This is a genomic window from Acinetobacter sp. S4397-1 (assembly GCF_024129285.1).
GTDB lineage: Bacteria > Pseudomonadota > Gammaproteobacteria > Pseudomonadales > Moraxellaceae > Acinetobacter > Acinetobacter lwoffii_C.
In genome coordinates this window covers 129010-153332 of the sequence record NZ_JAMXXZ010000001.1, presented here as the reverse complement: position 1 = coordinate 153332, position 24323 = coordinate 129010, and the positions used below count along the sequence as shown (strand labels likewise).

General features: G+C 42.7%; 26 protein-coding genes. 6 read left to right on the top strand and 20 right to left on the bottom strand.

Translation table 11 applies throughout. From position 1 onward, the window contains the following. Positions 1 to 100: 100 nt before the first annotated feature. The 12 genes from rplS to ispH all read right to left on the bottom strand — a co-directional run bounded on the left by rplS (position 101) and on the right by ispH (position 10755). On the bottom strand, positions 101 to 475 hold the full coding sequence (gene rplS / locus NI467_RS00720) for a 50S ribosomal protein L19 (RefSeq protein ID WP_151204600.1): 375 nt from the start codon (positions 473 to 475) through the stop codon (positions 101 to 103). Positions 476 to 665: 190 nt separating this feature from the next. Continuing rightward, entirely contained in the window at positions 666 to 1406 is a 741-nt protein-coding gene (trmD, locus tag NI467_RS00715; RefSeq protein WP_253150363.1) for a tRNA (guanosine(37)-N1)-methyltransferase TrmD, read from the bottom strand. A gap of 25 nt (positions 1407 to 1431) precedes the next feature. Further along, positions 1432 to 1980 carry a ribosome maturation factor RimM gene (rimM, locus tag NI467_RS00710; protein WP_151204604.1) on the bottom strand — a complete coding sequence of 183 codons (549 nt, stop codon included), beginning with the start codon at positions 1978 to 1980 and terminating at the stop codon, positions 1432 to 1434. Between the two features lie 28 nt (positions 1981 to 2008). Beyond that, entirely contained in the window at positions 2009 to 2266 is a 258-nt protein-coding gene (gene rpsP / locus NI467_RS00705; protein WP_004974526.1) for a 30S ribosomal protein S16, read from the bottom strand. Between the two features lie 139 nt (positions 2267 to 2405). Next, entirely contained in the window at positions 2406 to 2864 is a 459-nt protein-coding gene (locus tag NI467_RS00700) for a type IV pilin protein (protein ID WP_151204606.1), read from the bottom strand. After that, positions 2858 to 3304: a type IV pilin protein gene (locus NI467_RS00695; RefSeq protein ID WP_253150361.1), complete on the bottom strand. Its 447-nt coding sequence runs from the start codon at positions 3302 to 3304 to the stop codon at positions 2858 to 2860. The genes NI467_RS00700 and NI467_RS00695 overlap by 7 nt, the downstream gene beginning before the upstream one ends. Positions 3305 to 3314: 10 nt before the next feature. Next, positions 3315 to 6884 (bottom strand): PilC/PilY family type IV pilus protein, encoded by a 3570-nt coding sequence (locus NI467_RS00690; protein WP_253150359.1) that lies wholly within the window; start codon positions 6882 to 6884, stop codon positions 3315 to 3317. 15 nt (positions 6885 to 6899) lie between these two features. Continuing rightward, a complete protein-coding gene (locus NI467_RS00685) occupies positions 6900 to 7667 on the bottom strand; it encodes a pilus assembly protein PilX (RefSeq protein ID WP_253150357.1) in 768 nt (255 codons plus the stop codon). Continuing rightward, positions 7664 to 8686, bottom strand: a complete 1023-nt coding sequence (locus tag NI467_RS00680; RefSeq protein WP_253150355.1) for a PilW family protein — start codon at positions 8684 to 8686, stop codon at positions 7664 to 7666. The genes NI467_RS00685 and NI467_RS00680 overlap by 4 nt, the downstream gene beginning before the upstream one ends. 1 nt (position 8687) lies before the next feature. Then, on the bottom strand, positions 8688 to 9197 hold the full coding sequence (pilV, locus tag NI467_RS00675; protein WP_151204613.1) for a type IV pilus modification protein PilV: 510 nt from the start codon (positions 9195 to 9197) through the stop codon (positions 8688 to 8690). Continuing rightward, entirely contained in the window at positions 9197 to 9643 is a 447-nt protein-coding gene (locus NI467_RS00670; protein ID WP_253150353.1) for a GspH/FimT family pseudopilin, read from the bottom strand. Before NI467_RS00670 ends, pilV begins: the two co-directional genes overlap by 1 nt. 161 nt (positions 9644 to 9804) lie before the next feature. Further along, on the bottom strand, positions 9805 to 10755 hold the full coding sequence (gene ispH, locus NI467_RS00665; RefSeq protein ID WP_253150351.1) for a 4-hydroxy-3-methylbut-2-enyl diphosphate reductase: 951 nt from the start codon (positions 10753 to 10755) through the stop codon (positions 9805 to 9807). Positions 10756 to 10888: 133 nt separating this feature from the next. On the opposite strand from ispH, the gene gmk reads away from it, so the two are divergent. The 6 genes from gmk (at position 10889) to bfr (ending at position 15755) form a co-directional block, all read left to right on the top strand. Next, the gene (gmk, locus tag NI467_RS00660; protein WP_151204618.1) at positions 10889 to 11512 is read left to right on the top strand and encodes a guanylate kinase; all 624 of its coding nucleotides are present in this window, start codon (positions 10889 to 10891) and stop codon (positions 11510 to 11512) included. 76 nt (positions 11513 to 11588) lie between these two features. Next, complete coding sequence (gene rpoZ, locus NI467_RS00655; RefSeq protein ID WP_004650579.1) at positions 11589 to 11870, top strand: DNA-directed RNA polymerase subunit omega; 282 nt, start codon at positions 11589 to 11591, stop codon at positions 11868 to 11870. A gap of 217 nt (positions 11871 to 12087) precedes the next feature. After that, the gene (locus tag NI467_RS00650; protein ID WP_253150349.1) at positions 12088 to 14193 is read left to right on the top strand and encodes a bifunctional (p)ppGpp synthetase/guanosine-3',5'-bis(diphosphate) 3'-pyrophosphohydrolase; all 2106 of its coding nucleotides are present in this window, start codon (positions 12088 to 12090) and stop codon (positions 14191 to 14193) included. A gap of 75 nt (positions 14194 to 14268) precedes the next feature. Then, positions 14269 to 14652, top strand: coding sequence for a RidA family protein (locus NI467_RS00645; RefSeq protein ID WP_151204622.1), 384 nt, complete (start codon positions 14269 to 14271; stop codon positions 14650 to 14652). Positions 14653 to 14865: 213 nt separating this feature from the next. Further along, positions 14866 to 15060, top strand: a complete 195-nt coding sequence (locus NI467_RS00640; RefSeq protein ID WP_174660323.1) for a bacterioferritin-associated ferredoxin — start codon at positions 14866 to 14868, stop codon at positions 15058 to 15060. Positions 15061 to 15290: 230 nt separating this feature from the next. Then, positions 15291 to 15755: a bacterioferritin gene (gene bfr, locus NI467_RS00635; RefSeq protein WP_253150347.1), complete on the top strand. Its 465-nt coding sequence runs from the start codon at positions 15291 to 15293 to the stop codon at positions 15753 to 15755. Positions 15756 to 16120: 365 nt separating this feature from the next. Here the strand turns inward: bfr and NI467_RS00630 are convergent, their stop codons facing one another. The 8 genes from NI467_RS00630 to NI467_RS00595 form a co-directional block, all read right to left on the bottom strand. Further along, positions 16121 to 17755: a PglL family O-oligosaccharyltransferase gene (locus NI467_RS00630; RefSeq protein ID WP_253150345.1), complete on the bottom strand. Its 1635-nt coding sequence runs from the start codon at positions 17753 to 17755 to the stop codon at positions 16121 to 16123. A 91-nt stretch (positions 17756 to 17846) separates the two neighbouring features. Continuing rightward, positions 17847 to 18587 (bottom strand): TfpX/TfpZ family type IV pilin accessory protein, encoded by a 741-nt coding sequence (gene tfpZ / locus NI467_RS00625; protein WP_253150343.1) that lies wholly within the window; start codon positions 18585 to 18587, stop codon positions 17847 to 17849. A 74-nt stretch (positions 18588 to 18661) separates the two neighbouring features. Then, entirely contained in the window at positions 18662 to 19159 is a 498-nt protein-coding gene (locus NI467_RS00620) for a pilin (RefSeq protein WP_253150341.1), read from the bottom strand. A gap of 195 nt (positions 19160 to 19354) precedes the next feature. Beyond that, complete coding sequence (locus tag NI467_RS00615; protein WP_253150339.1) at positions 19355 to 19915, bottom strand: TPM domain-containing protein; 561 nt, start codon at positions 19913 to 19915, stop codon at positions 19355 to 19357. Next, positions 19909 to 20931 (bottom strand): TPM domain-containing protein, encoded by a 1023-nt coding sequence (locus NI467_RS00610; protein ID WP_374982188.1) that lies wholly within the window; start codon positions 20929 to 20931, stop codon positions 19909 to 19911. Before NI467_RS00610 ends, NI467_RS00615 begins: the two co-directional genes overlap by 7 nt. A 63-nt stretch (positions 20932 to 20994) precedes the next feature. Then, positions 20995 to 21585 carry a LemA family protein gene (locus NI467_RS00605; RefSeq protein WP_174660338.1) on the bottom strand — a complete coding sequence of 197 codons (591 nt, stop codon included), beginning with the start codon at positions 21583 to 21585 and terminating at the stop codon, positions 20995 to 20997. Between the two features lie 177 nt (positions 21586 to 21762). Then, positions 21763 to 22605, bottom strand: coding sequence for a metal-dependent hydrolase (locus NI467_RS00600; RefSeq protein ID WP_253150335.1), 843 nt, complete (start codon positions 22603 to 22605; stop codon positions 21763 to 21765). Positions 22606 to 22858: 253 nt separating this feature from the next. Continuing rightward, a complete protein-coding gene (locus NI467_RS00595) occupies positions 22859 to 24280 on the bottom strand; it encodes an FAD-dependent oxidoreductase (RefSeq protein ID WP_253150333.1) in 1422 nt (473 codons plus the stop codon). Between the last annotated feature and the right edge of the window lie 43 nt (positions 24281 to 24323).

The following is a 24323-nucleotide window of genomic DNA, read 5'->3' as shown; positions in this document are numbered from 1 at the left end:
CCAGCCAATAGATTAAAAGTACAGGCATATAAACTACTAAACTACAGATATAAAAAATGCGCCGATAGGCGCATTTTTTAACTCGTGATAAAACTTAAAATTAAGCTTTAACTTTACGAGCTGGTAATTTTTCACGGATACGCGCAGCTTTACCAGACAATTCACGCAGGTAGTAAAGTTTAGCACGACGAACGGCACCACGACGTTTCACTTCAACTTTAGCTACGATTGGAGAATGTGTTTGGAAAACACGTTCAACACCAACACCGCTAGAGATTTTACGAACTGTAAACGCAGAGTTTAAACCACGGTTTTTGATTGCAATTACTACACCTTCAAAAGCCTGAAGACGTTCACGATCGCCCTCTTTTACTTTTACAGAAACAATAACTGTATCACCTGGTGCAAATTCAGGTAGATCTGTTCTTAATTGTGCATTTTCAACTGCTTGAACTAAAGGATGCTTACCGCTCATGGGGTATCTCCGATTAGCGCGGGTCAGAAGGGGTCTGATATCCGCAGGGTATAGAGGCTAAAGCGCATGTTACCCATTAAACTTTTTCTTTATGCTTGACCACTTCAATACATAAAGAGCCTAATAAAATACTTAATTAAATTTAAGTATTTTGCTCAGGTAAAGCCTTAAAGCACTGCTTTAAGTTTACTTACCCTTGCTCATCTTTGAGCCATTTTTTTTGCTGCTTGCTTAGCTCAACTTGCTCCACCAATTCTGGGCGGCGTTCAAGTGTACGCTGGTAACGCTGCAAAAACCGCCATTTTTCAATATTTGCATGATGCCCGGACTTTAATACTTCAGGCACATCCAAACCTTCAAAATGATCTGGCTTGGTATATTGCGGGCAGTCTAACAGACCGTCCACAAAGGAGTCTTGCACATGAGATTGCTCATCAGACATGGCATTCGGAAGTCTCCGAATAATGCTGTCTAATAAAACCATCGCAGGCAGCTCACCGCCCGACAAGACGTAATCCCCGATTGACCATTCCTGATCAACATATTTCTGGATCAAACGCTCATCGACCCCTTCATAACGTCCACAGAGTACAATCAGACCGTCATACCGAACGAAATCCTGTACTGCTGCTTCATTTAAGGTTTTACCTTGGGGTGACATATACACCACCGGTACATGAACCGCACCTGCATCATTTGCAAGCTCTATGGCACGGTGAATTGCTTTTGCCAGCGGCTCAGCCATCATCACCATACCCGGACCACCCCCAAATGGACGTTCATCCACCCGTTTGTAGTTGCCCGTTGCAAAATCACGTGGATTAATACAGTGAATCTGCATCAAATCCCGTTTTGCTGCGCGCCCGCTAATCCCGTAGGCTGTAATCGCTTCAAACATTTCAGGAAAAAGCGTAATGACTGCAAAAAACATCGCAGACTCCTCTATTTCCGAAATATTAGTAATCTACGCCCCAATTTACGTAGATACGACCAGCTTCGAGATCAACACGCTGGACCACATCTTTGTGCCATGGAATCATTCGCTCTTCACCATCAACGCTCTCGGCAGTCGCACGAACCACCATAACGTCATTGGCACCTGTCTCAAACAGCTCATGGATTTGACCGAGGTTGACTTCCTGCTCATCATCGTCCAGACCTAACACCGTTAGGCCTTTCAGATCAGACCAGTAATACTCGTCCACGCCTGCTTGTGGCAGCTGCGATTTTGCAATCCAGATATTTGCACCCACCAGGTTATCTGCTGCAGTGCGATCGCTCACACCTTTCAAGCTGACCACCAGGCCCTTACCATGCGGTTTCCAACGTTTTACATCGACAATTTGCCAACCTGCTTTAGTCTCAATGTACCAAGGCAGGTAGTCAAATATGTTGCTCATGGGTTCTGTATTGGAATAGACCCAGAGCCACCCATTTAATCCATATGCTGAACGTAACTGTCCAATCTGAATACGATCTTCGGGAACATTCTGTGTTGGTGTCATGGGCTACCTACTACTTAATTCGTTAAAATTATGCAGCAGCTGCAGCTTTCTTAGCTTGAGCAGCTAAAGAAGCAACACGCTCTGAAGGTTGAGCACCTTGAGCCACCCAGTGAGCGAAACGATCAGCATCTAAACGAAGTTTTTCTGCTTTACCTTGAGCTGTTGGGTTGAAGAAACCGATACGTTCGATGAAACGACCGTCACGCGCATTGCGGCTGTCAGTTACAACGATTTGATAGAATGGACGCTTTTTAGCACCACCACGAGTAAGACGAATAACAACCATGATAGAACCTTATAGTTTTTACGGATTATCCCTGTATCGACCATCGATACAATTCAAACCCCTTTCATAGAGGGCCGTATTTTACGCGATGTTTGCCCTGAATGAAAGATTAAAAAGTGGGTTGGCTACAATTTTAGGTTTAGCGCCCGTCCCAAGTAGATGTTTCACTCAAGGCACAAGCTACCGCACCCTTAGCCCAAAATTTCTGGTTTCTTTGATTTAAACAAAGAACACCATTATTAGCAACCACAGTACCTGTTTTAGGAGTAGCTACAAGTGTCCATGTACTCAACCCGACATTAGTTAAAGCGACGGTATATAGGACTTCACCTTGTGATGGAATATTTCCTGAGTGCTGTATATCTGCTAACGTAATAGCCGTTAGTGTCCCTCCAACATCTTTCATATAAGAAAAATTAGCAATTTTATAGCGCTGTATTTTTTGAGCAATATCCAGTAACTCAGCTTGAGCTTCAGTTCTTTTCGTTTTTCGAACATATTCCTGATATGAAGGATAAGTAATCGCAGCAAGGATACCTATAATTGCCACCACAATCATGAGTTCGATAAGCGTAAAGCCTTTATTTTCATTTACCATTCTTCATGCCCCGTTCCACACGTCATGGTCGTGGTATTAATATTAGCCCAAGTCTTATTTTTACAGCGCAAGCCTGTGCTTGACATTAAGAAGCTAAAGTTTCGCGTATCTTTACTTTCAGCTGTCACAACCCATGTTTGTCCGGTGGCGCCAAGAACTAAAATAAAATTGTACTTAACAGCTGTTCCAGTTGCACCTTTAGGCAGCACCCTCAAATCCGTTGGCACATTAGCTCCCTCATAGCTAAAGTTGCGAGACTTATGCTTATCTAACATCATTGCTATTTGTTGGAGTTGATCTTGTGCTTGCACAGCCTGACCACGTCGTACAGTAGCTTGATAGGATGGAATCGCAACTGCAGCAAATATAGCTACAATTACGACTACAACCATGAGTTCAACCAAAGTAAAACCCTTTAATGGTGAAATATTTAAATTCATAAGTCACCTATCAGTTTTTACGTGCTAGTTTTTCATACCAACGTTGGGGTATCAGACACATTTCTGTTGCTTCACCACCACCGAAACCACCCGTCACAGTTAGAGCAATACGGCCACTTGTTTGAATACAATAATTTTTCGCACTAGACTCACCTTCCGCTTCTGGTGGACATACCTCATCACCACAAGTTACCGGTGGACAGCTGTCACCTTCACAATCAGGCTTTCCTCCACCTCCATCATCTTTACCGCCAACGGTTACAGTATGAATACCAACACCAATTACAGCACGTGAATCAGCTGGCTTCGAAGCACACTGGCCATATGGCAAACAGAAAGCTGTAATCATACTTTCACCTTTAACCCCAGCACCACAGTCACCAGAAATACCGGGTTTACTAGCATCAAAAGTAGAAACATATAATTTATAGTTCATCACCAATGGTGTACCAAATACTTTCTCACTTTGTTTTTTATAGCTACTACAATTTGTCAGTGCTCCATCTACTCCAGCTGTACAGTTTTGGAAGCGATAGAACCAGCCTTTACCTGAATAAGGTGCAACAGGATTAGTGGTTGAGAAGCGATTACTATCGGTAATTTCTCCTAATTGCGTTTTTATGACGCTTTCAGTTTTAAGAGGCGCTGTTGCCGCTCTATTGAACAAATCACGGCGTGCAACATCTTTATCATAAACATTATAAATAGAATCGTAATCATAGCCTGCTGTAGTGGTTGTATAATCTCGTAAAGGTTCGCTTCTATTACCACTGCCTATTGAAATCAGTGCAAATGTTTCACCGCCTGCATTATATAGAGAGAAACTCGGCATATCATAGAAACGTGGACTTTTCTCTGCCGCATTTAAATTTAATAGACGGACTGGAGTTTTGGGTACAGCTCCTATCTTACCTTGTTTATTATCTAAATCGATTCTAAATACCTGACCGCCTAAATCCCCAAAGTAAAGATGATCTACAAGGTCATCTCCATCACGGTCAACCGTACGGATTTGGCTTGCAACGCTATATTTTAAGTCATTATGTTGAGTTGCGATTACACCTGATTCTGTTGTTACTGCTGAAGTACTTGATGCATTGGCACTGGCCCACCATAATAAATCACCATTGTCAGCATCAAACATATAGACACCGGCGCCTTTCTTATTGGGTTGATTATAAATATGACTCTCATAACCTTCATATAAGCCTTTTACGCCATTTGTACGCGCATCACCATCATCACCACCAGCATCATACCCCCCACCTACAAACATAACGCGTTTACGTACACCACCCCAATTAACCCATGCTATGGAGGGTTTTGACCAGCTCTGACCCATATATTGCAATTCTGAGAAAGATTTGCTTGATGATCCGCTATAGACTTTCTGGGTTGCAGGATCGATATGGAATTTAAGTGTTGGGCTGTTTATATCGCTCAAATCTAAAGCATAATAACTACGTCCCCCCATACGCAAACCACCGTATGCAATTTGCCAGCCCTTTTGACTAGTGGTTCGGCCATTACCCACTGTTAAATTACCAGAAGCATCTACCACATAACGCGTATCAAGCGCCCACGCACCATCAATTCCGTAAAACAGTTTTTGCATTCCACCAGTAGTAACATTCGATGGCCTGAAAGCATCTTTTTGATTTTCTACCATTTCATTAGGCACAAAGGCAAATTTTTCTACACCGGTATTGGCATCAACAACATGAAGCAAACCTTGCGTTGTTCCGAAAAGTATGTAGTCTTCCCGGTTAGTCGATTCCATAACCTTATCAGTTGTGTTGTAACTGAGCTTACCTTTATTCGTAACAAGTACTGGGTAAGAGTGCATGACTGCACCCATCTGACGTAGAGCTGGTTGGGTAATTAAATTTGCAACTGTCGTTGGCGGGCTATTAACATCGATGTTATAGCCTAATAATGATACTAAATAACCACGATTCGGATCATTTTTATATATCGAATCTGAAAGGTCTGCAAGTTGAACTTGACGAAGGTTACCACTCCCCCCAAATACAGTTGAAGCTCCTGTTACAGTCGCTCTACGGTTGGTTAGCAATTTCCGTTGAGCTGTTTGATTATCGGCTTTAGCCCCTAATAATAATTGAGACCAAGCACCACCTCTCGCTGCAAATTTACGGCTACCCACTGTATTTTCATCACTATTGACTACTGAAGTATCAATTGCTTTCGCCCAATAATCATAAACTGTTGATGTAATATTTCCATTTGCATCATAGGTAGGTTCGACTAGACTACCATTACTATTAAAGACCCGAGAACCACCTTGACCTTTTAATATGCCACTTCCATCAACTTTAAATTTTTTCAAATTTCCGAGCCAAAGCTGGTAACTGGTATTCGGTGTCGGTTGAAAGGTCTGATAATAAGCATCATCTTGGAGTTCGGCTGGATTTAAAGCATCACGTGGAATAGTGGGTGAGCCAGTCGTAACTGAAGGAATATCTTTGGACAAATTACTAATAAAATCATTTACACTGTCTACAATATCTTGAGAACTATTTCCTGGATACCATCCACCTTCACCAATAATTCCCCAATATGCTGCTTCCTGTACATTTGTTAAGTTTGTTTTTTTATTTCCATTTTTATCTAAAAATGGAGCTAAATTTTCCGCTTGTGATTTTGTAGGATCGTATTTTGGAATACTATTAAAACTATTACCAAACCCGACTACAGCTGTTTTAAATTTCAATCCTTTAGCATTTTTAGTTGGATCTAATAACGCAGAATTTAATTTTCCAATACAATCCCATCCAGGAGAGGTTCCTGTGCAATTTGGGAATGATGATTTACCAATAGCTGCTCTTGATAAGTCTGTATTTGTTCCTTTGTTGGGCTCACCGTCTGTTAAAACGTAAACTCCTTGACCACTACATTTCTTAATCTCATCTGTTTGAGTAAGCGAAGTAGGAGAGCTATAATTATTTCCACTTTTAGTCAATTCGTCAGATTCACCCCACCCACCATCAGTATAGTTTTTAGTCGAGGTCCCCATTAAGTAGGAAATAGTAGTCGCATATGATCGACCTGTTGGAGTGTTAGAGTTTGCGGATAATCCATTAATTCTTTCCCACAATATTTCGCGCTGGGTTTTATTTACATCTTTACATTGAGTATTCCACCATGAACCCGTGCACTCTTGTACAACTATTGTTGTATTTAAACGTCTTGCAGGAACTAATACTGCACCAGACTCAGTATTTGTTGGTGAACCCAAGGTTGATAAACCTATAATTTTATCATCGGCTAACTTTGTGATTCCTTTAGATGCATTACCATTTAGAAGATCATTCATTGCTGTTTTTAGACGAGTAATTCGATACTGTCCTGTACCATCATATGAACCACTGCCAGTCATACTTCCAGATACATCAAGCATAAACATAAGGGTGACATCACCAGACTTTGCATCCTGATAAATGTCAATATCACTTGCTTGAGTTACGCTAGTAGTAACCAATACTGTTGATAGTGCAGTCATACTTGCAACAAGGACTTTATAGCCATATGAACTTAGAAAATTATTTTTTAATGGTTTCATTTCATTACCCCAAATTTAGACAAAGTCCTGAACAATGACATATTCAGTCACATGAGAAGTAAACGGAACATTGAGATCACTCAGGCATTCTGTAACCGTTCTTCTACTCGGTGCATTTACATTTACCGTAGTCCCTGCAGGAATTGTTACTTCACTCATATGATTTTGAAAACATGCATTAATTGCTGAACTCGTTGCAGACGTAAGATTAGGCATAACTGAAACTGCAAAAACCTTTACTGCCTTACTACGCTCGAATTTAACTGCTTCTTCATCCGTACCAAATTGCGCCCCAAAAAATGGATCATTTTCAGAAATACTAGAAAACTTGACCGCGACTTGCGTCATTACCACTTTTCGTCCACTTGTAAAAAAGTTAGTAGAACTTCCTGTATTTGAATTACAGTAACCCTCTGTACCAAATTCATTATTTGTTGGTGCAGTTGCCCCAGCTTTCCAATAAATGATACTTGCACGATTGATGTCAAAGAAACTTGGTTCAGCACCTCTATAGCAAAATACAAGTTCCTTATCTCTATCATCGGCACCACCAATATAGCCAAACATTCCACTACCACTGAGTGCCTGAATAATATTGTCTTCTCTTTCAACATTGAAAAATGCCGAGTCCGAGTTTTGTAGTAACAATTGCTGTGCTTGGCTATTCGTTGCAATCCCCAGAGAAACCATTCCTTGTCGCACGGCGAGCGTTCCCAGGACAATAACAGCTAACAATATAAGTAGAACCACTATAAGCGTTGCACCACGTTGTTTCTTAATCATTGCCCTCTTTCCCCAAATGTATTTCTCAAAGCGACTGTTTGTGTTACGACTTGACGAGCATATTTAGGAGAGTTTGCTGCAGGAGTTTTAATTTTTACAGCTTGATCTAATACTTGAAAAACCTGGCCGTCTGAGAAGGTGCTGTCATTTCCCACCGACTGATTGGAACGCCCAAGAATCCCTAATTGAATTAATAGAATTCGCGGTCTTGGAGCTGGCAATGCAAGATAAGTACTAGCATCAACATAACGATAATTAGCCCCATTTTGAATCCCATACAACACCCTGAAATGATCGGCGCGTTTTAAAATAATCTGTCCAGCATCTCCAAATCCCGTAATAGAGGTTGGACTACCATCTAAAGGATAGTACCCTGCATCACAGGCAAGCGCTAAAGGCTGATTTGGCTCATTATCGCTTTTATTACTATCCGCTCTTAAGAAGTAACGCTGTACTATTACCTGTCTCCCCTGTGCCAGGGTAAATTCTAAATTATTCCCTTCGCAATCAAATCCTCCATACCACACATCATCTGTAGTTGCTAGGGTGCCTTTATCATCTTTGATATATTGAGGTAAATATTGAATTGTTAATTGGTCACTAGAAAAAGTATTTATATTTGAGATACCAGACCACTGTGAGGCACTTCCTACTGTCTGACCATGACTTCTGGATAATAAATTCTGTGCAACAGTGCCCCCAATAAGTGTAATAGGCAGATTAGCTCTATCCGTTCCTGTTACAGTCACTGCATTTGCACTCGACCTAAATACGATACCGCCATAGGTACTAAGATCATTGATACTCGATTGAACGGTATTCAAATTACCCAATCGAATATCATGAATAATTGTATTCAAACCAAAATTTGCATCATCCTGTAAACTTGCCTGGCCTTGTTGTAAGGCTTGGCTTCTCGAAGCAGTTAAAAACAGCATTAGGGCGGCTGCACTAATTACCAGACCAAGTGCTAGTGCTATCAGCAATTCAATTAAAGTAAAACCTACCTGTTTATTCATATCAGTAGACCTCCATAATTAAACAGGTTGAATCAGGATCATATGCAGTACTGGAAGTACAGTTTCCCTCCCCAACTGCTCCATGTGTTGGTGCAGTGTCTCCCCATGCCACATAAATGCAATGGCGCCCATCATTATTTCCTTGGCATGGCAAATAATTGATCATCATGCCAATTGAACGTGCTTTTTTAGAAATTTCGGACACATCAAAATCAGCAAAGTCAGTACTTGTACAATTCGTTGCAGTAAAGCAGTTTTTCGCTCGATCTATCTGTTTCCCAGCGGTATTTAGATGATAGGTATAAACATTTTCTGCCCCGCGATTTACACGCATTCTTTCAGCCAAGTCACGACCTAAATTAATCGCTTGAATACGCGAACCACTTTCTATAGTTGCTTCAACCGCTCTATACTGAAGTGCAATAAATCCCATTACGCCGATTGCCAGAATAAGCAATGCAATGAGTACTTCCATCAGTCCAACACCCTGTTGATGGTTTATTCTATTCATCAGCATGTTCCCTTCACCACTTGTTGAACCGTTCCCATTTTAGACACTGAAATAGTTTGAGATATTCCGCCCGAATTACTACATAAGATAAATGTCGTATCTGTAGTTGCACCAACTACACCGCCATTAAATCCATATGTAATTTCTGTTGCACTACTTGGAAGTAATGTGGTGGAGCCATAAGGCATCCAATTTAAAACCGTATCTGTATTCGCAACCAAAGTCGTTGTCTCCGCAGATTGCAGTGCGACTTCTACATTGCGTCGTTCCAATACTGCTTTGGAACGTGCTTGCTGTAGAACACCTATCAGCTCATTGGTACTTTTTTTAAGATTTTGTTGGGTCATCATATTGCCAAATGAAGGAGCAGCTATTCCTGCAATAATCGCCAAGACCGCAATCGTCACCATCAACTCAATCAGCGTAAATCCCTTATTTTTCTGCATGCGCCCCCCAGCAACAAAACTTTACCCTATTAAAAATCTTATTCTAATTGTTTACAAAAAACACACATTACAAGATAAAAGGCATAAAAAAACGGATGACTGTCATTTGGCAATCATCCGTTAATTTTTGAGTAAAATTAAACTGTTAACTACAACACCTTTTAAGCCTGAGTTACAGGAATGCGTAACTCTTTGGGTAAGCTAAAAGTAATATTTTCTTCACGACCATCCAGCTCTTGAGGTGCCTGTGCCCCCCAGTCCTGTAAACGCTGAATGACTTGTTTAATTAGAATTTCTGGCGCAGACGCTCCAGCGGTAACTCCAATTTTAGTATTCTCAGTAAACCAGTCTTGTTGCAACTCATCCGCATTATCCACCAAATAAGCTGCTTTCCCCATACGTTCGGCCAGTTCACGTAAGCGGTTTGAGTTAGACGAGTTTGGCGAACCGACCACCAGAACCACATCACAAGCAGATGCCAGATCGCGCACAGCATCCTGACGGTTTTGCGTGGCATAGCAAATATCATCTTTACGCGGACCTTGGATATTCGGAAATTTCTGGCGAAGCGCATCAATGACTTTAGCAGTATCATCAATGGACAAAGTCGTTTGGGTTACAAATGCCACTTTATCGGGATTATGCACTGTTAAAGCGGCGACATCCTCTTCATCTTCAACCAGATAAATTTCACCACCCTTTTTCTTGTCGTATTGACCCATAGTGCCTTCGACTTCCGGGTGGCCTTCATGACCAATTAAAATGGCTTCAATCCCTTCACGGGCATATTTGGTCACTTCAATATGTACTTTGGTCACTAGCGGACACGTCGCATCAAAAACCTTCAGGCCACGACGCTCCGCTTCTTGCTGTACCGCCTTAGATACTCCATGTGCACTAAAAATCACAATATTGTCATCTGGCACTTCATCGAGTTCATCGACAAAAATCGCACCACGCTGACGCAGGTCATCCACCACAAATTTATTATGGACCACTTCATGACGCACATAAATGGGTGGATTAAAGCATTCTAGGGCCCGGTTGACAATCGCAATGGCACGATCAACACCAGCACAGAAACCACGCGGGTTGGCTAAGACAATTTCCATAGAATCCTCAATACTCACACCATTTTTAGCGGTTCAATTGAAATAAATGTAAACATTCGACTCACAACTATTTAGTTTAAAGCCGCTCTACTCTAAAATAGAGAAGATATTTTATCATATCAGGAAAAATATCATGTCGGGTCTCTTGTTTGTCGTTTCCGCGGCGTCTGGAACGGGCAAAACATCCCTTGTTAAAGCCTTACTTGAGCGTGTCAACAATCTTCATGTTTCTGTCTCTCATACGACACGCGGTCAACGACCTGGCGAACTCGATGGCGTACATTATCATTTCTCGACCAAAGAAGATTTTTTAAATCTGGTCAATCAAGGCGGTTTTATTGAATACGCAGAAGTATTCGGTAATTACTATGGTACGGCTCAGGCCACAGTCCAGGAACAGCTGGCCAAGGGCCATGATGTTTTACTGGAAATTGACTGGCAAGGCGCACAGCAGGTACGTCGCTTATTTCCTGAATCCAAACAGATTTTCATCCTGCCACCAAGCCAGTTTGACTTGCGTCAACGCCTCTCCAACCGCGGCACCGACTCTGTTGAAGTAATTGAACACCGTCTCAGCTGTGCAGTTGAAGACATGCAGCAATATACCAATTTTGACTATGTGATTATCAATGACGACTTTAACAAGGCGCTGCACGACCTTGAATCCGTGATTATTGCCAATCGTCTGGTGGTATCTCAGCAGGCGTACCGTCATGAAAAACTGATCCAGGCTTTAATTACACCGAGCGCCGAGTGATTAAAACTTGAGTCTCTAGGCAAAGCCTTTTATACTGTGCAGTCTGTTAAAATTTACTATTCAAACGAGAATTCTTATGGCACGCGTAACCGTTGAAGATTGTTTAGACCATGTAGACAACCGCTTTGAGCTTGTACTAGTGGCAAGCAAACGCGCGCGTCAATTGGCACGTCAAGGCATTGAACCGACTGTGGAATGGGACAATGACAAACCGACTGTAGTGGCTTTGCGCGAAATCGCTGCAGGGCATGTGTCCAAAGATATTTTAAAACAGCGTGATCAGGATTACCAAACTTCGAGCCTGGATCTGGCACTTTCTGCAAACAACCTTAATCTGGATGGCTTTTCTTTCCAATAAGCCCTCCTCCAGAAAAAAGCCTAGTTTAAAACTAGGCTTTTTTTGTTTTCTGGCTTTTATATTTATGCTAGAACGGTTATAACTTAACAGTTAGCTCCCGAGTTTGTCCCGGTTTTCTGCTTTTAAGCATGAAAAAAATTGACAAGCTTTATGATTTCGATTTCATTAGAGCTTTCAGTTTTTTGTTTGTAAGAAAATCCAGTTTAAAAGGTGTTTTATGCCAGGGCCACAGGTCAGTCAAGCCAAGCAACAATTACATATCATTATCGACGCGTATTTAAATGAAAGCGAAGTCGAGCGTGTGCTTGCGGCTTGTGATTATGCAGATCTGGCCCATGAAGGCATTACCCGTAAAAGCGGCGAACCCTATATTCTGCACCCGATTGCGGTAAGCTGTATTTTGGCTCATATGCGGCTGGATACTGAAACCCTGATGGCCGCCCTGCTGCATGATGTTATTGAAGATACTGACTTTAACAAAGATGACATTAGCGAGAAATTTGGCCGTACCGTTGCAGAGTTGGTAGATGGCGTCACCAAACTGAGTCATTCCAGCGATAAAGAATATAATAAAGCTGCTTCTTTTAGAAAAATTCTGCAAGCCACCTTACAAGATCCACGTGTCATTATTATTAAACTTGCTGACCGTTATCACAACATGACCACTTTAGAGTCATTGCGGCCAGATAAACGCATGCGGATTGCACAGGAAACCTTTGATATTTTTGTGCCGATGGCGCGTATTGTCGGCATGAACGAAATGGCCGACAATCTGGAACACCTGTGCTATCAGAATCTCGATTTGGATATGTTTAATAATGTTCAGGATGCATTATTACAGACCAAACCGAAACGCTGTGAATATCAGAGCATCTGGGAAGTCAATCTGGCCGAACTGCTGCAACAGCATCACATTCATGGTCGTATTAAAAAGAAAAACAACAATATCGAGCTACTGCGTCACTTCGTCAAAAACGATATTGACTTACAAGAACTGACTCATAGCCACGCCTTTGAAATTATTTTACAAAGTATTGCCGACTGTGACCGCCTGGCAGACATTCTACGAGAAAACTTCCAGGTCCTGCATTATGAAGATCATATCCGCCGTCCACTACCTGGCGGCAACCAGTCACTGCTGATGCGTCTGAAAGGTGAAAAGACCACCTTGTCGCTCACTATTCAAACCGAGTTGATGCGCAAGGCTGCACGCTTTGGCGTAGTTCTGGGTGAAAATGCACCACAAGCCTGTCGCTCTGCCATTCAGGCCTCCATGCAAAACCTGAATGGTCTAATTGATGGTGAATGTGCCAAAACCACCTTTAGTGAATTACTGGATTATCTGCATCAGGAAAAAATCTGGGTCTATACTCCGCATGGGCATCTGCATGAATTACCCCAAGGCGCGACCGCGGTTGATTTTGCCTATGCTGCCAGTCTTTTCTTGGGCAACCATGCCATTGGTGCCAAAATTAATGGAGATACTAAACCGCTTTCCACACCACTCTCTAGCGGTCAGGTGGTCGAAATTATTACCGATGTGCTGGCAACCCCAAACCCCGACTGGCTCAGCTTTATTAACACCCAAAAAGCCCGTCGTGCCATTCAGAATATTCTGCGTGATCAGGATATAGACGAACAGCGTCTGGTCGGTCAGCAGGCTTTAAGTCGTGCATTAAAATTATTCCAGCGCTCTGTCGGTGATTTGACCGAGGCAGACTGGCACAATCTGCTGCAATGGCGCCATGTGGTCAGTAAAGAGCAGTTTTTTGAACAGATTGCGGTCGGGGACTTATTACCGCAACTGGTCGCCAATCACCTGTTCTCTCAAGACCAGCAACAGGAAGCCAACAGCTCGACTCGTCTGATTAAGGGAACTGAAGGTGTGGATGTCAAATATGCCCATTGCTGCAATCCGGTTCTGGGCGATCCGATTCAGGGACACCTTACCCGGCGTGGCCTGATTGTGCATCGTTTACGCTGCCATAACCTGCTGCATGAGCAAAACCAGCATCCTGAAAATATTATGCTCTTGCAATGGACCTCGGATGATCTGGAGGATGTCAACTTTACCGCCTATTTAAAGATTGATCTGGCGATGAATGACGAGCAGATTTCTGACCTGATTTACCAGTGCCGTAAAGCCAAATCTGGGGTCGAAATGGTACGGACTTACGAAGATAAAACCTATGTCAATGTCGTAGTGCATAACCGCAAGCACATTGCCCAGATTATTCGTGAACTGCGCATGCATTTTGGTTTCCCTCGCGTCAGCCGTCTGGAACATCCCCTCAAGATTGCCGAAACGTCTAAAGCAAGTTAATCACTTAAAACGATAATGCTTTTGCCAGTTGAATTGATCTACTATGATGTATCTTGATGATAAAAGGAGAAATTGATGTCCCGCCAAGTGATCCATACTGAAAATGCCCCTGCTGCGATTGGCACCTACTCACAAGCCATTCTTGCTGGAGATACGCTTTATCTATCCGGCCAAATCGGTCTGGACCCATACAGTATGGAACTGGTTGAAGGTATTGAAGCACAAATTCGCCGCGTATTTGATAACTTAAAAGCAGTGTGTGAAGCTGCGGGTGGCTCGCTGGCGGATATTGTTAAACTGAATATCTTTTTAACTGATCTGTCTCATTTCCAGCTGGTTAACCAGATCATGGGCGAATATTTTGCCCAGCCCTACCCTGCACGCGCCGCTTTAGGTGTAGCCAGCTTACCCAAAGATGCTTTGGTTGAGATGGATGGAATAGTAGTTATTAATCAATAATTTATTAAAAAAACTAACTTTTTAAGGCCATTATTCTTCATAAGGTCTTATGCTTGAGCGGAAATCTAATTGCATTCAGATTTCCGCTTACTTATATTATCTTTATTTAAATCACCAATCATAATAAATACTTTTTCAAATGATTTTTATTGACAAACGATAACAATTATCAATAATATTACTTATCTTATTTATTCACTGTGGTTGTATCCTATGTATGTTTGTCTATGCCGTGGCATTACAGATCAAGACATTAAAGATGCTATTGCAAATGGTGCAGAAAGTTATCGTGACGTGCGCGATATGCTTGATTTAGGTACTTGTTGTGGACGCTGCGCTCCAGAAGCACGCATGATCATCAGTGATGAAGTTTCCCAGCTTGCAGCCCGTTTGGCGGTGGCTGCCTAAACCCGATAAAGATAAGAATAAGAAGTAAAATAAATGATTTAACATCATTTCCTCCCCCGCCTCTGACTCTGGCGGGTTTTTATTGTGAGTCATTCGCTGCAGCTGTACTTGATTGCGATTTTCATTTGCTGTTCTATAAATTACTCACCATTTTGCTGAAACATGTTTTAATATCCTATAAAACAACTTTTTACTTAGAAAACCAATCAGGTTTTAAATGGAGTTATACGATGAAAGGCAATCGTGATGTGATTAATCAGCTCAATCAGGTGTTGTATCACCACCTCACTGCCATTAACCAGTATTTTCTGCATTCACGCATGTTTAATGATTGGGGTATTGAGCAACTCGGTTCGGCAGAATATAAAGAATCGATTCGTCAAATGAAACATGCTGACAAGATTATTGAGCGTATTTTATTTTTAGAAGGCTTACCAAATTTACAGCATCTGGGCAAGTTGTATATTGGCCAGCATACCCAAGAAGTCTTGCAGTGTGATGTACGCAAGGTCAAAGAAAATATTGAAACCATTCAGCAGACCGTCGCGCTGGCTGAAACGCAAATGGACTATGTAACCCGTGACTTACTGAAGGATATTCTAGACAAAGAAGAGGAATATCTGGACTGGACCACCACTCAGTTAGACCTGATTGAACATATTGGTACTGAAAACTATATTCAGAGCCAGCTCTAAGCTTAAAGTAAGCTAATAAAAAAGCCAGCAGATGCCACTGCTGTCCCACAATTTTAATTAGGCTCTCGTTTGAATTGCATGAAGTATCAGAAACAATTCGAGAGCTTTTTTAAATATATGATATTTATTCATATTTATATTTAAATATTACACAGCCTCATCTTTCCTTTAAAATTTCAAATGGATTTGTACAGACAACACCCTACTTTAGAAAGACCCAAAGTAGGCAAAAGTCTTTTATTACCCATACACGACGTCCTGTCGTGATGGGTAATGTGTGGCATCCCTGCCACACCCTCGTCACTTAAAGCCTCATCACTTTAACTATGGAACAGCATTAAACAACTGCTGGCTTTTTATTGACTTTATTTCGGCATCTCCTGAATCAGTTCCTCATAACTGACTTCGGTTTTTTGAATGACGTTTAAACGATTCAGCTGCTGCCGTGCCTCTTTTTCTTTCCCATTAAACGCCAAAAGTTTGGCATATTTCAGCAGATTGTATTTAGTCGGATAACTTAGTACCATCTGCTCGCCTTGCATAATCTGCTCAGCAGACGCTTTGCTATAAGGATTGAGTCGAATCCAGTCAATACGGTGATTAAACTCACTCAGCAGATAAACAGGTTGCTGATTGGTGATGTTCTCAGGCTGTTTTTCATAGCGGATACTTTGGCTCAATTTTGGAACCACGGTATCATAATCACGATAAATCACGGTCAGTAAAATTAATCCGAAAACAAAAATGAATTTCAGGCCGATTGATGGCATAACTATTATTTTAATTTGTGGATGTTGGGCCAGAACCGTACCCAGAATAAAACCGACAGGCAACAGGAAATAGGCATAGTGCTGTGGAAACTCAAACATGGCATGGGTGACAAAAGCCCCGATCATCAAGATCCCGATGACAGACTCTGGTGTGCTGACCCAACGTTGTAGCTGATAACCCAAATAACCGAAATAGGCTAAAAATGGCAGACCAATGACCAGTCCATTCCAGAGCAAAAAGTCCAAAATAAAATTATGTGCACTGCGAATCCAGACTGGACCTTGTACGGTATCGCTAATCGAGACAAAAGCCACACTGCTCTGATACCAGCCATAGCCAAACCATGGCTGTGCTTGAATCGCAGACAACATTTGATGCCAGATCGCGAGGCGTGACATATCTCCGGTGGCACGTGCTACTACATCGCGACTTTGCACAACATTCGCATCTATCGCCTGAGCAGCAAGTTGACTGAGCCATGGGAAAGCCACAATACAGACAACAAAGAAGATGAACCAAGCAATACTGTAATACCATTTCAGGCGGATAATATCTTTATACTGGTAGAACGCCAGATACAGCATAATCGCAATCGCAGCCACCCATGCAGTACGTGACTGGCTTAAAGCCACACCCATGACAATAATTACCGCACATGCAAAGAGCCATTTGGTCTGGATTTTTTTCTTTTCATACAGATAAAGGCAGCTCATTAATGCCATGACTAGAAACGTCGCCATATTGTTTGGCTGGGCAAAATTAGCATAGGGCCGCTGTGTGCCACTAATATTGACCATACCCGGTAAAGTTGCATCCAGATTGGTCCATTGGCAAATGGCAATAATACCTGTGACAGTACCCGAAGCCAGAAACACATAGCTCAGATTGGTGAAGGTGTCTTCTCGGCTATAGTTCCCGGTTGAAAGGTGATAACCCAACACACTTGTGAGCCAAAAGCTAAAGACAAAGATAAAGCCCATCATGGCGATGCTAAAGAAAAATACCTGTCCTGTGAGTAGCTGAATAAAAGATACGCCAGCAAGAAGCAGTAGAGGCAGGCTAACGACCGGAATTTTTAATTTTTCTTTTAGACAAACTGCTGCAATAGCGAATAATGCCAAGAAGGTATACAGTTCGCCCGTATAAGTCACCCAAGGACGGTAATGAATGGGCATGAGCCAAGCGAGGGAGATAAAAACAGCTGCGAGCAGCACCAGCAGGAATTTCATGTGAACTTTTAAGAAAAAGAAATTTTGCTCATGATAAACAAAAAGCAGATTAAAGGATAATCTGCTTTTTGTTTGATCTTTCAAATATAAGTTAATTCCAGGGGCGGAGGTCGACGATAGCGATTGGCTTCCCCTTATTATCAAATAATGCAGTCAAATCACTATCTAACCCCTTAACAGGCAGATACCCAACAATATTTTTATCTCGATAAGGTAAAAGCTTCTGGTCCATACTAGCTTGCGTATTAAATGCACTTAGTTTTTTAAGGGGTTTTAATTTTGCCAAAATTTCTTGATTTCTTAACTCTATTGGTTGATAAGTTTCTGGACGACTTGCCAAGCTATTTCCGAACATTTCATCTTGTTTTTGTTGCTTCGAAATCTCAGGATTAGATGAATAAACAGCACTTATCCATTGTGGTTTTGAAAAAATATGTGAATAATAAGCTTTATCAACTTCTATACCTGATGGATATTTTAAATCAATTTTTCGCACTAACTCAATATCATCTACCACAAACACCTGAAAAACTGGGCGGCCTTGCGCCACTATATACAAGCCATAAAAATATGCAGAAAATTGAATTGTAATAATAATTAATAAATCAATTTTTAATTCTTTTTTCTTTGGATTAAATACTGAAAAGGTGAGTAAGGGGCCTAGGATTAAATCTATCACCAAGATAATCCAAAATACATTCGTTACCCCCATCGCCTGATCTAAGGGTGCAGGATACCAAAAATAAAACACTAAAAACAAAGCAAACGACAATAAGACCAATGAGAATAGACTATGTACAGCCATCGCTGAAAAACGCTGTTTCCAATTCATCCCAATACCCCCTACATGATAATTTGATAGAAAAAAAAGACCTCGAAAGGTCTTTTTTAATAAATACTTAACTATTAAGGCTTACATGCATTTGGTAAGTATTTCGCATCAATTGTAGTACCTGCACCTTGAGTACCATCAGTTAACAATGAATTACCACAAGCCCAAGAAGAACCACCATTAACAGTAGTATAAGTTAATTCATTCGCATTTGCCGCAGAGGCTTTACCCTCTTTCATTTCAATTACAAGAGTACCCTCTGGATAAGCACCAATAGTAGCTGCATCTGTAGATGTTACTTCAGAATACTTACCTTGAAGAGTTGCAGGTAATTCACCAGCTACTGGAGTTGTGCCAGGTGCATTATCAACTAGAGTTGGCCATTCATTTTTATCTGCACCGTATTCAGCTAAAGGTGCCTTTAAACCACCCCCTAGAGTTACAGCTTCAGACACTTGTGCACGAGTAATGTAGTCTTGGTAAGCAGGAATCGCAATTGCAGCCAAAATACCGATAATTGCTACAACAATCATTAATTCAATAAGGGTAAAACCCTTTTGTACTGTATTCATAACATTCTCCACAAATGTTTTGTTAATTTTTTATGAGCTTTATAAGCTGTTTTGTATATAGCATTAAACATGCCAACTTCTATTATAAATATATTTAAATAAAAAACAGCCATTTAACGATAAAAAATTTTCAATTGATTTTCTTAATGTATTTTTATGTAAAAAAGTGACACTTATTGTCACATATTTACAACATCAACCTAGAATAATTGGCTTATTCCCCAGCTCATTTTCTACATCTGCTATTTTTCGGTCATAATACTGGTCTAACACCTGTCCAATCTGTTGAACTCCCTCAATTACCCCGTGTTTATATTGCTGCTGGGCGAGATTCTGAATAATCGACTGGCAAATCTCATTCCAGATTTCCTGGGTCGTGGCTTGCCGAATTCCCCGATCAATTACAATTTCCACCTTACGCTCACATAAGTTAAGGTACAGCAACACACCACTATTATATTCAGTGTCCCAGACACCCAGCTCAGCAAAGAGTTGTCTGGCGCGACAAAGCGTATCTTGATAATAAGCAGATCGGGAAGGCAAACAGCCTTCAATCACCACCTGAATCTCTCCGACATGGCCATGTTCGGCTTCTTCAACTGCCAGCGCAATCGCATGCTGATCCTGCTTGGAAAAAAAACGCTTGGTGGCCGGCATATAGAAAAAATGCTTGAGCCAGCGCTTAAAACTCGGCTGAACAGACTGTTCCAGCTTAGGCTGCGTGACAATCTCTGTTGTATCTGTAGTCGTTACCATGAGCCTGATGCTCCTCCCCCGCCAAAACCACCACCGCCTCCGCCGAAGCCGCCGCCACCAAAACCACCGCGTCCACTGCCACTGCGGCCACCACCGCCTCCGGCCATAAAGGCATGCAAAATCAGCTGCGCAAGCGAGGTGACCAATAAAAAAAACACCCCGGCACCAATCATTAAACTGGCCACTAAGCCCATACCATTGACCAGACCGGCAGCTGTGCCTGCAACTGCGGCAGTCGCAGCACTAAGTTTTCTGCCAAAAATCATGGAACCGATAACACCCGCGATCACAATAAATACTACACTGCCCAAGGTCGCCTGACTGGCCTTTTGTGCTTGTAAGGCCTGTTCCTGACGCGCTTTGAGTTCAGCTGCTGCCTGCGCAGCAACTTCAGGATCCAGATTTAAAATACGCTCAATCTCAGCGATGCCGGCATCAATCCCTTGCGCATACTGGCCCTGTTTAAAATATGGGGTGATTGTTTGGTTGATAATCCGGTTGGCGATAATATCCGGTAATACGCCCTCAAGCCCGTAGCCAGTCAAAATCTGAATCCGGCGGTCATTCAGCGCAACTGTCATCAATAAACCATTATCGTGTTCTTTAGAACCCAATTGCCAGCGCTCTGCCACCCGCATGGAATAGCCGAAGATGTCTTCCTGTCCGGTGGTGGGCACAATCACCACACCAATTTGCGCTTTTCCTGCCTGATAGAGACTCAAGATTCGCTGGCTAATACGCTGCTTTTCTGCCGCGGTTAACACATTGGCTTGATCAATGACCGGTTCATTCATACTCGGCAGATCACGCTGGATCTGCCCTTCTGCCATATCATTGGCAATCTGTGGCTGCTGCATAGTGGTCGTGGCTGGATTCTGCGCTGCAGGTTTTTCAGCTGGACGCTGCAAAATTTCACGTGCCACCATCAGGTCTTCGCTGGCTGTTGCGGTGGCCGTTTCGCTCCAGGCGCTATTCATCAGACTCAACATCAGACTGAGAAAGAGCACTGTACCCATCTGTGCAGCACGCATATACATCATCGCAGTCACCTTAGATTGCTCAATTACTCAGGACGAGTCTTAGTCAAATGATACGGTTGGCGCTTGCTGTGCACTTTGCTCGGCACTGAAGTTCGGTTTGGTATCCATGCCAATCACTTTGGCGGTCATCACCTGCGGGAACTGGCGTGAATAGGCATTAAAGTCTTGAACCGTGGTGATATAACGGTTACGCGCCACGGCAATACGGTTTTCTGTGCCTTCCAGTTGCACCTGCAAATCACGGAACTGTTCATTGGCTTTCAGGTCAGGATAGTTTTCAGACACGGCAATTAACCGCGATAATGCGCTGGTCATCTGAGCTTGCGCTTCCTGATATTTCTGGAATAAAGCCGGGTCTTCCAGTACCTCCTTGTCCACCTTCAGCCCTGCGACATTGGCACGCGCCTGAGTGACTTCAGTCAGCACCTGTTCTTCATGCTTGGCATAGCCTTTAACCACGTTAACCAGATTCGGTACCAGATCGGCACGGCGCTGGTACTGGTTTTGTACTTCTGACCAGGCCGCAGTGACTGCTTCATCTTTCACTTGTAAAGTATTATAACCACAGCCGCTGAGGGTTAAGGTGCCCGCCAGCATCAAGACGATAAACGATTGTTTTATGAGACGCATGATGTTTTATCCTCAATTCTTTATTTATCTTTAGATAATTAATTTGATTTTAAACATCTTTTTCTAAAGTTTTGTTACTTTTTATAATTTTTATAGGAGCTGAGGTCTTTTTACTGACTGGAGACTGCCATCACCCGCACCACTTGATTTGTAGGAAAATTCTCCTTTTAAACAGTTTTACTGGAAGTTTTCTGCCAGATACTCTTTCCAGTAATCCAGTTGCTGACTGTAATCGATACCAGAAGGATGAAAATCCTTTCGATAATAGGCCAGGTATTCAGGTGCAAGCTGAATCACCATTTTCAACAGTAAATACAGGCCAAATAGATTCCCGCCCACTTTATACACACTATTTTTCTTGTCCTGCAAAAATAAACGGCTGGCTGAATAAAAAGTCAGACTGGCAAAGCCGGTGGTGACACTGCGCATCATCTGACGGCGTACCCGATCATCTGCATAAACATGCTGATAAACATCAAAAGCAACTGCGCGATGTTCAATTTCTTCAATTGCATGCCAGACCCAGAGTTTTAACGCATCTTCATCTAAGGTACTTAGAACCTCAGGATGGCGTAAAATATAGCCGCCCAACAAGGCAGTAAAATGTTCAAATGCACAGGTAATCGCCAGCTGATATTTGGGAGGCAGACTTTTTACATAATGGTTCTTGCGGGCCAGCCAGGCCTGAAAGCGATCCAGATTATAGTCATCACGGCGCCAAGCTGCATTAAATTCGCTATGTGCTTTGGAATGCATCGCTTCTTGCCCAATAAATGCTGCAATTTGAGCCTGTAGTTTTTCATCCTTCACCTGATCACGCACATTGCGCACGCTATGCACAAAGAATTGCTCGCCTAACGGGAAGGTCGAAGATAAAGCAGTCAACAGGTGTGACATGACTGGAGAATTGGCAAAGTAATATCTGGAGATAGCGCCCGGATTAAATTGCAGTCTGCGTACTGTAATACCAATCGCCTGAGGACGATGCTGATAGGCTTTAGGGGTTGCCACTTGAGTCATGTTATTGTTCCTGTCCTGGTCAAGTATTGAACAGTATGTGAACAGCCGCCCTATTTCCCTATGGCGAAAATGCTAAGTTGACTAGCAAAAAGGCCCAAAAGAGCAGTTTTAAAATATTTTTATTTTGTTTTAAACCGTGTTTGCCCCTGTACATTTTCCAAAAAAAAAATATTTACAGGTGTAACTGTTTCAATTACCAAGAAAACCTGCCCAGGCAGGTTTTCTTTCATAAGCTTCATCACTTTAAACTGGATTAAACTCCCAGATAATCCAGAATTCCTTCCGCAGCCTGACGCCCCTCCCAGATCGCAGTCACCACCAGATCAGAACCACGAACCATATCGCCACCGGCAAAGATTTTTGGATGTGAGGTCTGGAATTTGTATGGCTGATGTTCAGCAGCAAGTACACGGCCTGAACCATCCAGCCGGATGTCTACCCCACCAAACCAGTCTGCCGGGCTGGCACGGAAACCAAAGGCCAGCAAGACAGCATCCGCAGGCAAGATTGCTTCTGAACCCGGGACCGGTTCCGGACTGCGACGGCCACGGCTGTCTGGCTCGCCCAGTTGCGTGGTGACAAACTTCACACCAGTGACTTTGCCATTTTCACCGACAATCTCGATAGGTTGACGGTTAAATATGAATTCCACCCCTTCTTCACGTGCATTTTTCACTTCACGACGTGAACCCGGCATATTGTCTTCATCACGGCGGTAGGCACAAACCACCGATTCAGCCCCCTGACGCACAGAAGTACGGTTACAGTCCATCGCCGTGTCACCACCACCCAGCACAATCACCTTTTGACCTTCTACACTGATGTATTCCGCAGCATCTTTTTCCCAGCCCTGGCAACGATTCACGTTGGCAATCAGAAAATCCAGCGCATCATACACGCCATTCAGCTCTTCACCAGCAAAGCCACCCTTCATGTAGGTATAAGTGCCCATCCCCATAAACACCGCTTCATAGTCGGCAAGCAGCTGGTCAATGGTAATATCGTTCCCAATGTCGGTATTCAAACGAAATTCCACGCCCATGCCGGTAAAAATTTCACGGCGACGTTTCATGACATCTTTTTCCATCTTGAATTCTGGGATACCGAAGGTTAACAGACCGCCAATTTCAGGACGCTTGTCGAATACCACCGGTTTTACCCCATTGCGTACCAGAATATCGGCACAGCCCAGACCGGCAGGACCGGCACCGATAATGGCCACTTTTTTATCGGTCCATTTTACTTGTGACATATCGGGACGCCAGCCCAAGGCAAAGGCGGTATCGTTAATGTATTTTTCGGCATTGCCAATCGTCACCGCACCAAAGCCATCATTTAAAGTGCATGCCCCTTCACATAAACGGTCTTGCGGGCAGACACGGCCACACACTTCTGGCAAGGTGTTGGTCTGATGACATAATTCTGCTGCCTGGAAAATACGCCCTTCTGCAATCAGCTTTAACCAGTTGGGAATATAGTTATGTACCGGACATTTCCATTCACAATATGGATTACCACAGCCCAAGCAACGGTGGGTCTGGTTGGCTGCAATTTCCGCAGTAAACGGTTTATAAATTTCCACAAACTCTGCTTTGCGGACAGTGAGATCTTTTTTCTCTGGATCTTGGCGTGCGACATCCAGGAATTGAAAGTCATTGTTTAGGCGCTCTGCCATGTCTCTCTCCGTGGCGAGGTGCGGCCGGTTTATGTCTTTCCGT

Coding starts and splice junctions, on each gene's coding strand:
- rplS (WP_151204600.1), bottom strand. CDS start 475: ATGAGCGGTAAGCATCCTTTAGTTCAAGCAGTTGAAAATGCACAATTA.
- trmD (WP_253150363.1), bottom strand. CDS start 1,406: ATGTTTTTTGCAGTCATTACGCTTTTTCCTGAAATGTTTGAAGCGATT.
- rimM (WP_151204604.1), bottom strand. CDS start 1,980: ATGACACCAACACAGAATGTTCCCGAAGATCGTATTCAGATTGGACAG.
- rpsP (WP_004974526.1), bottom strand. CDS start 2,266: ATGGTTGTTATTCGTCTTACTCGTGGTGGTGCTAAAAAGCGTCCATTC.
- NI467_RS00700 (WP_151204606.1), bottom strand. CDS start 2,864: ATGGTAAATGAAAATAAAGGCTTTACGCTTATCGAACTCATGATTGTG.
- NI467_RS00695 (WP_253150361.1), bottom strand. CDS start 3,304: ATGAATTTAAATATTTCACCATTAAAGGGTTTTACTTTGGTTGAACTC.
- NI467_RS00690 (WP_253150359.1), bottom strand. CDS start 6,884: ATGAAACCATTAAAAAATAATTTTCTAAGTTCATATGGCTATAAAGTC.
- NI467_RS00685 (WP_253150357.1), bottom strand. CDS start 7,667: ATGATTAAGAAACAACGTGGTGCAACGCTTATAGTGGTTCTACTTATA.
- NI467_RS00680 (WP_253150355.1), bottom strand. CDS start 8,686: ATGAATAAACAGGTAGGTTTTACTTTAATTGAATTGCTGATAGCACTA.
- pilV (WP_151204613.1), bottom strand. CDS start 9,197: ATGAATAGAATAAACCATCAACAGGGTGTTGGACTGATGGAAGTACTC.
- NI467_RS00670 (WP_253150353.1), bottom strand. CDS start 9,643: ATGCAGAAAAATAAGGGATTTACGCTGATTGAGTTGATGGTGACGATT.
- ispH (WP_253150351.1), bottom strand. CDS start 10,755: ATGGAAATTGTCTTAGCCAACCCGCGTGGTTTCTGTGCTGGTGTTGAT.
- gmk (WP_151204618.1), top strand. CDS start 10,889: ATGTCGGGTCTCTTGTTTGTCGTTTCCGCGGCGTCTGGAACGGGCAAA.
- rpoZ (WP_004650579.1), top strand. CDS start 11,589: ATGGCACGCGTAACCGTTGAAGATTGTTTAGACCATGTAGACAACCGC.
- NI467_RS00650 (WP_253150349.1), top strand. CDS start 12,088: ATGCCAGGGCCACAGGTCAGTCAAGCCAAGCAACAATTACATATCATT.
- NI467_RS00645 (WP_151204622.1), top strand. CDS start 14,269: ATGTCCCGCCAAGTGATCCATACTGAAAATGCCCCTGCTGCGATTGGC.
- NI467_RS00640 (WP_174660323.1), top strand. CDS start 14,866: ATGTATGTTTGTCTATGCCGTGGCATTACAGATCAAGACATTAAAGAT.
- bfr (WP_253150347.1), top strand. CDS start 15,291: ATGAAAGGCAATCGTGATGTGATTAATCAGCTCAATCAGGTGTTGTAT.
- NI467_RS00630 (WP_253150345.1), bottom strand. CDS start 17,755: ATGAAATTCCTGCTGGTGCTGCTCGCAGCTGTTTTTATCTCCCTCGCT.
- tfpZ (WP_253150343.1), bottom strand. CDS start 18,587: ATGAATTGGAAACAGCGTTTTTCAGCGATGGCTGTACATAGTCTATTC.
- NI467_RS00620 (WP_253150341.1), bottom strand. CDS start 19,159: ATGAATACAGTACAAAAGGGTTTTACCCTTATTGAATTAATGATTGTT.
- NI467_RS00615 (WP_253150339.1), bottom strand. CDS start 19,915: ATGGTAACGACTACAGATACAACAGAGATTGTCACGCAGCCTAAGCTG.
- NI467_RS00610 (WP_374982188.1), bottom strand. CDS start 20,931: ATGGGTACAGTGCTCTTTCTCAGTCTGATGTTGAGTCTGATGAATAGC.
- NI467_RS00605 (WP_174660338.1), bottom strand. CDS start 21,585: ATGCGTCTCATAAAACAATCGTTTATCGTCTTGATGCTGGCGGGCACC.
- NI467_RS00600 (WP_253150335.1), bottom strand. CDS start 22,605: ATGACTCAAGTGGCAACCCCTAAAGCCTATCAGCATCGTCCTCAGGCG.
- NI467_RS00595 (WP_253150333.1), bottom strand. CDS start 24,280: ATGGCAGAGCGCCTAAACAATGACTTTCAATTCCTGGATGTCGCACGC.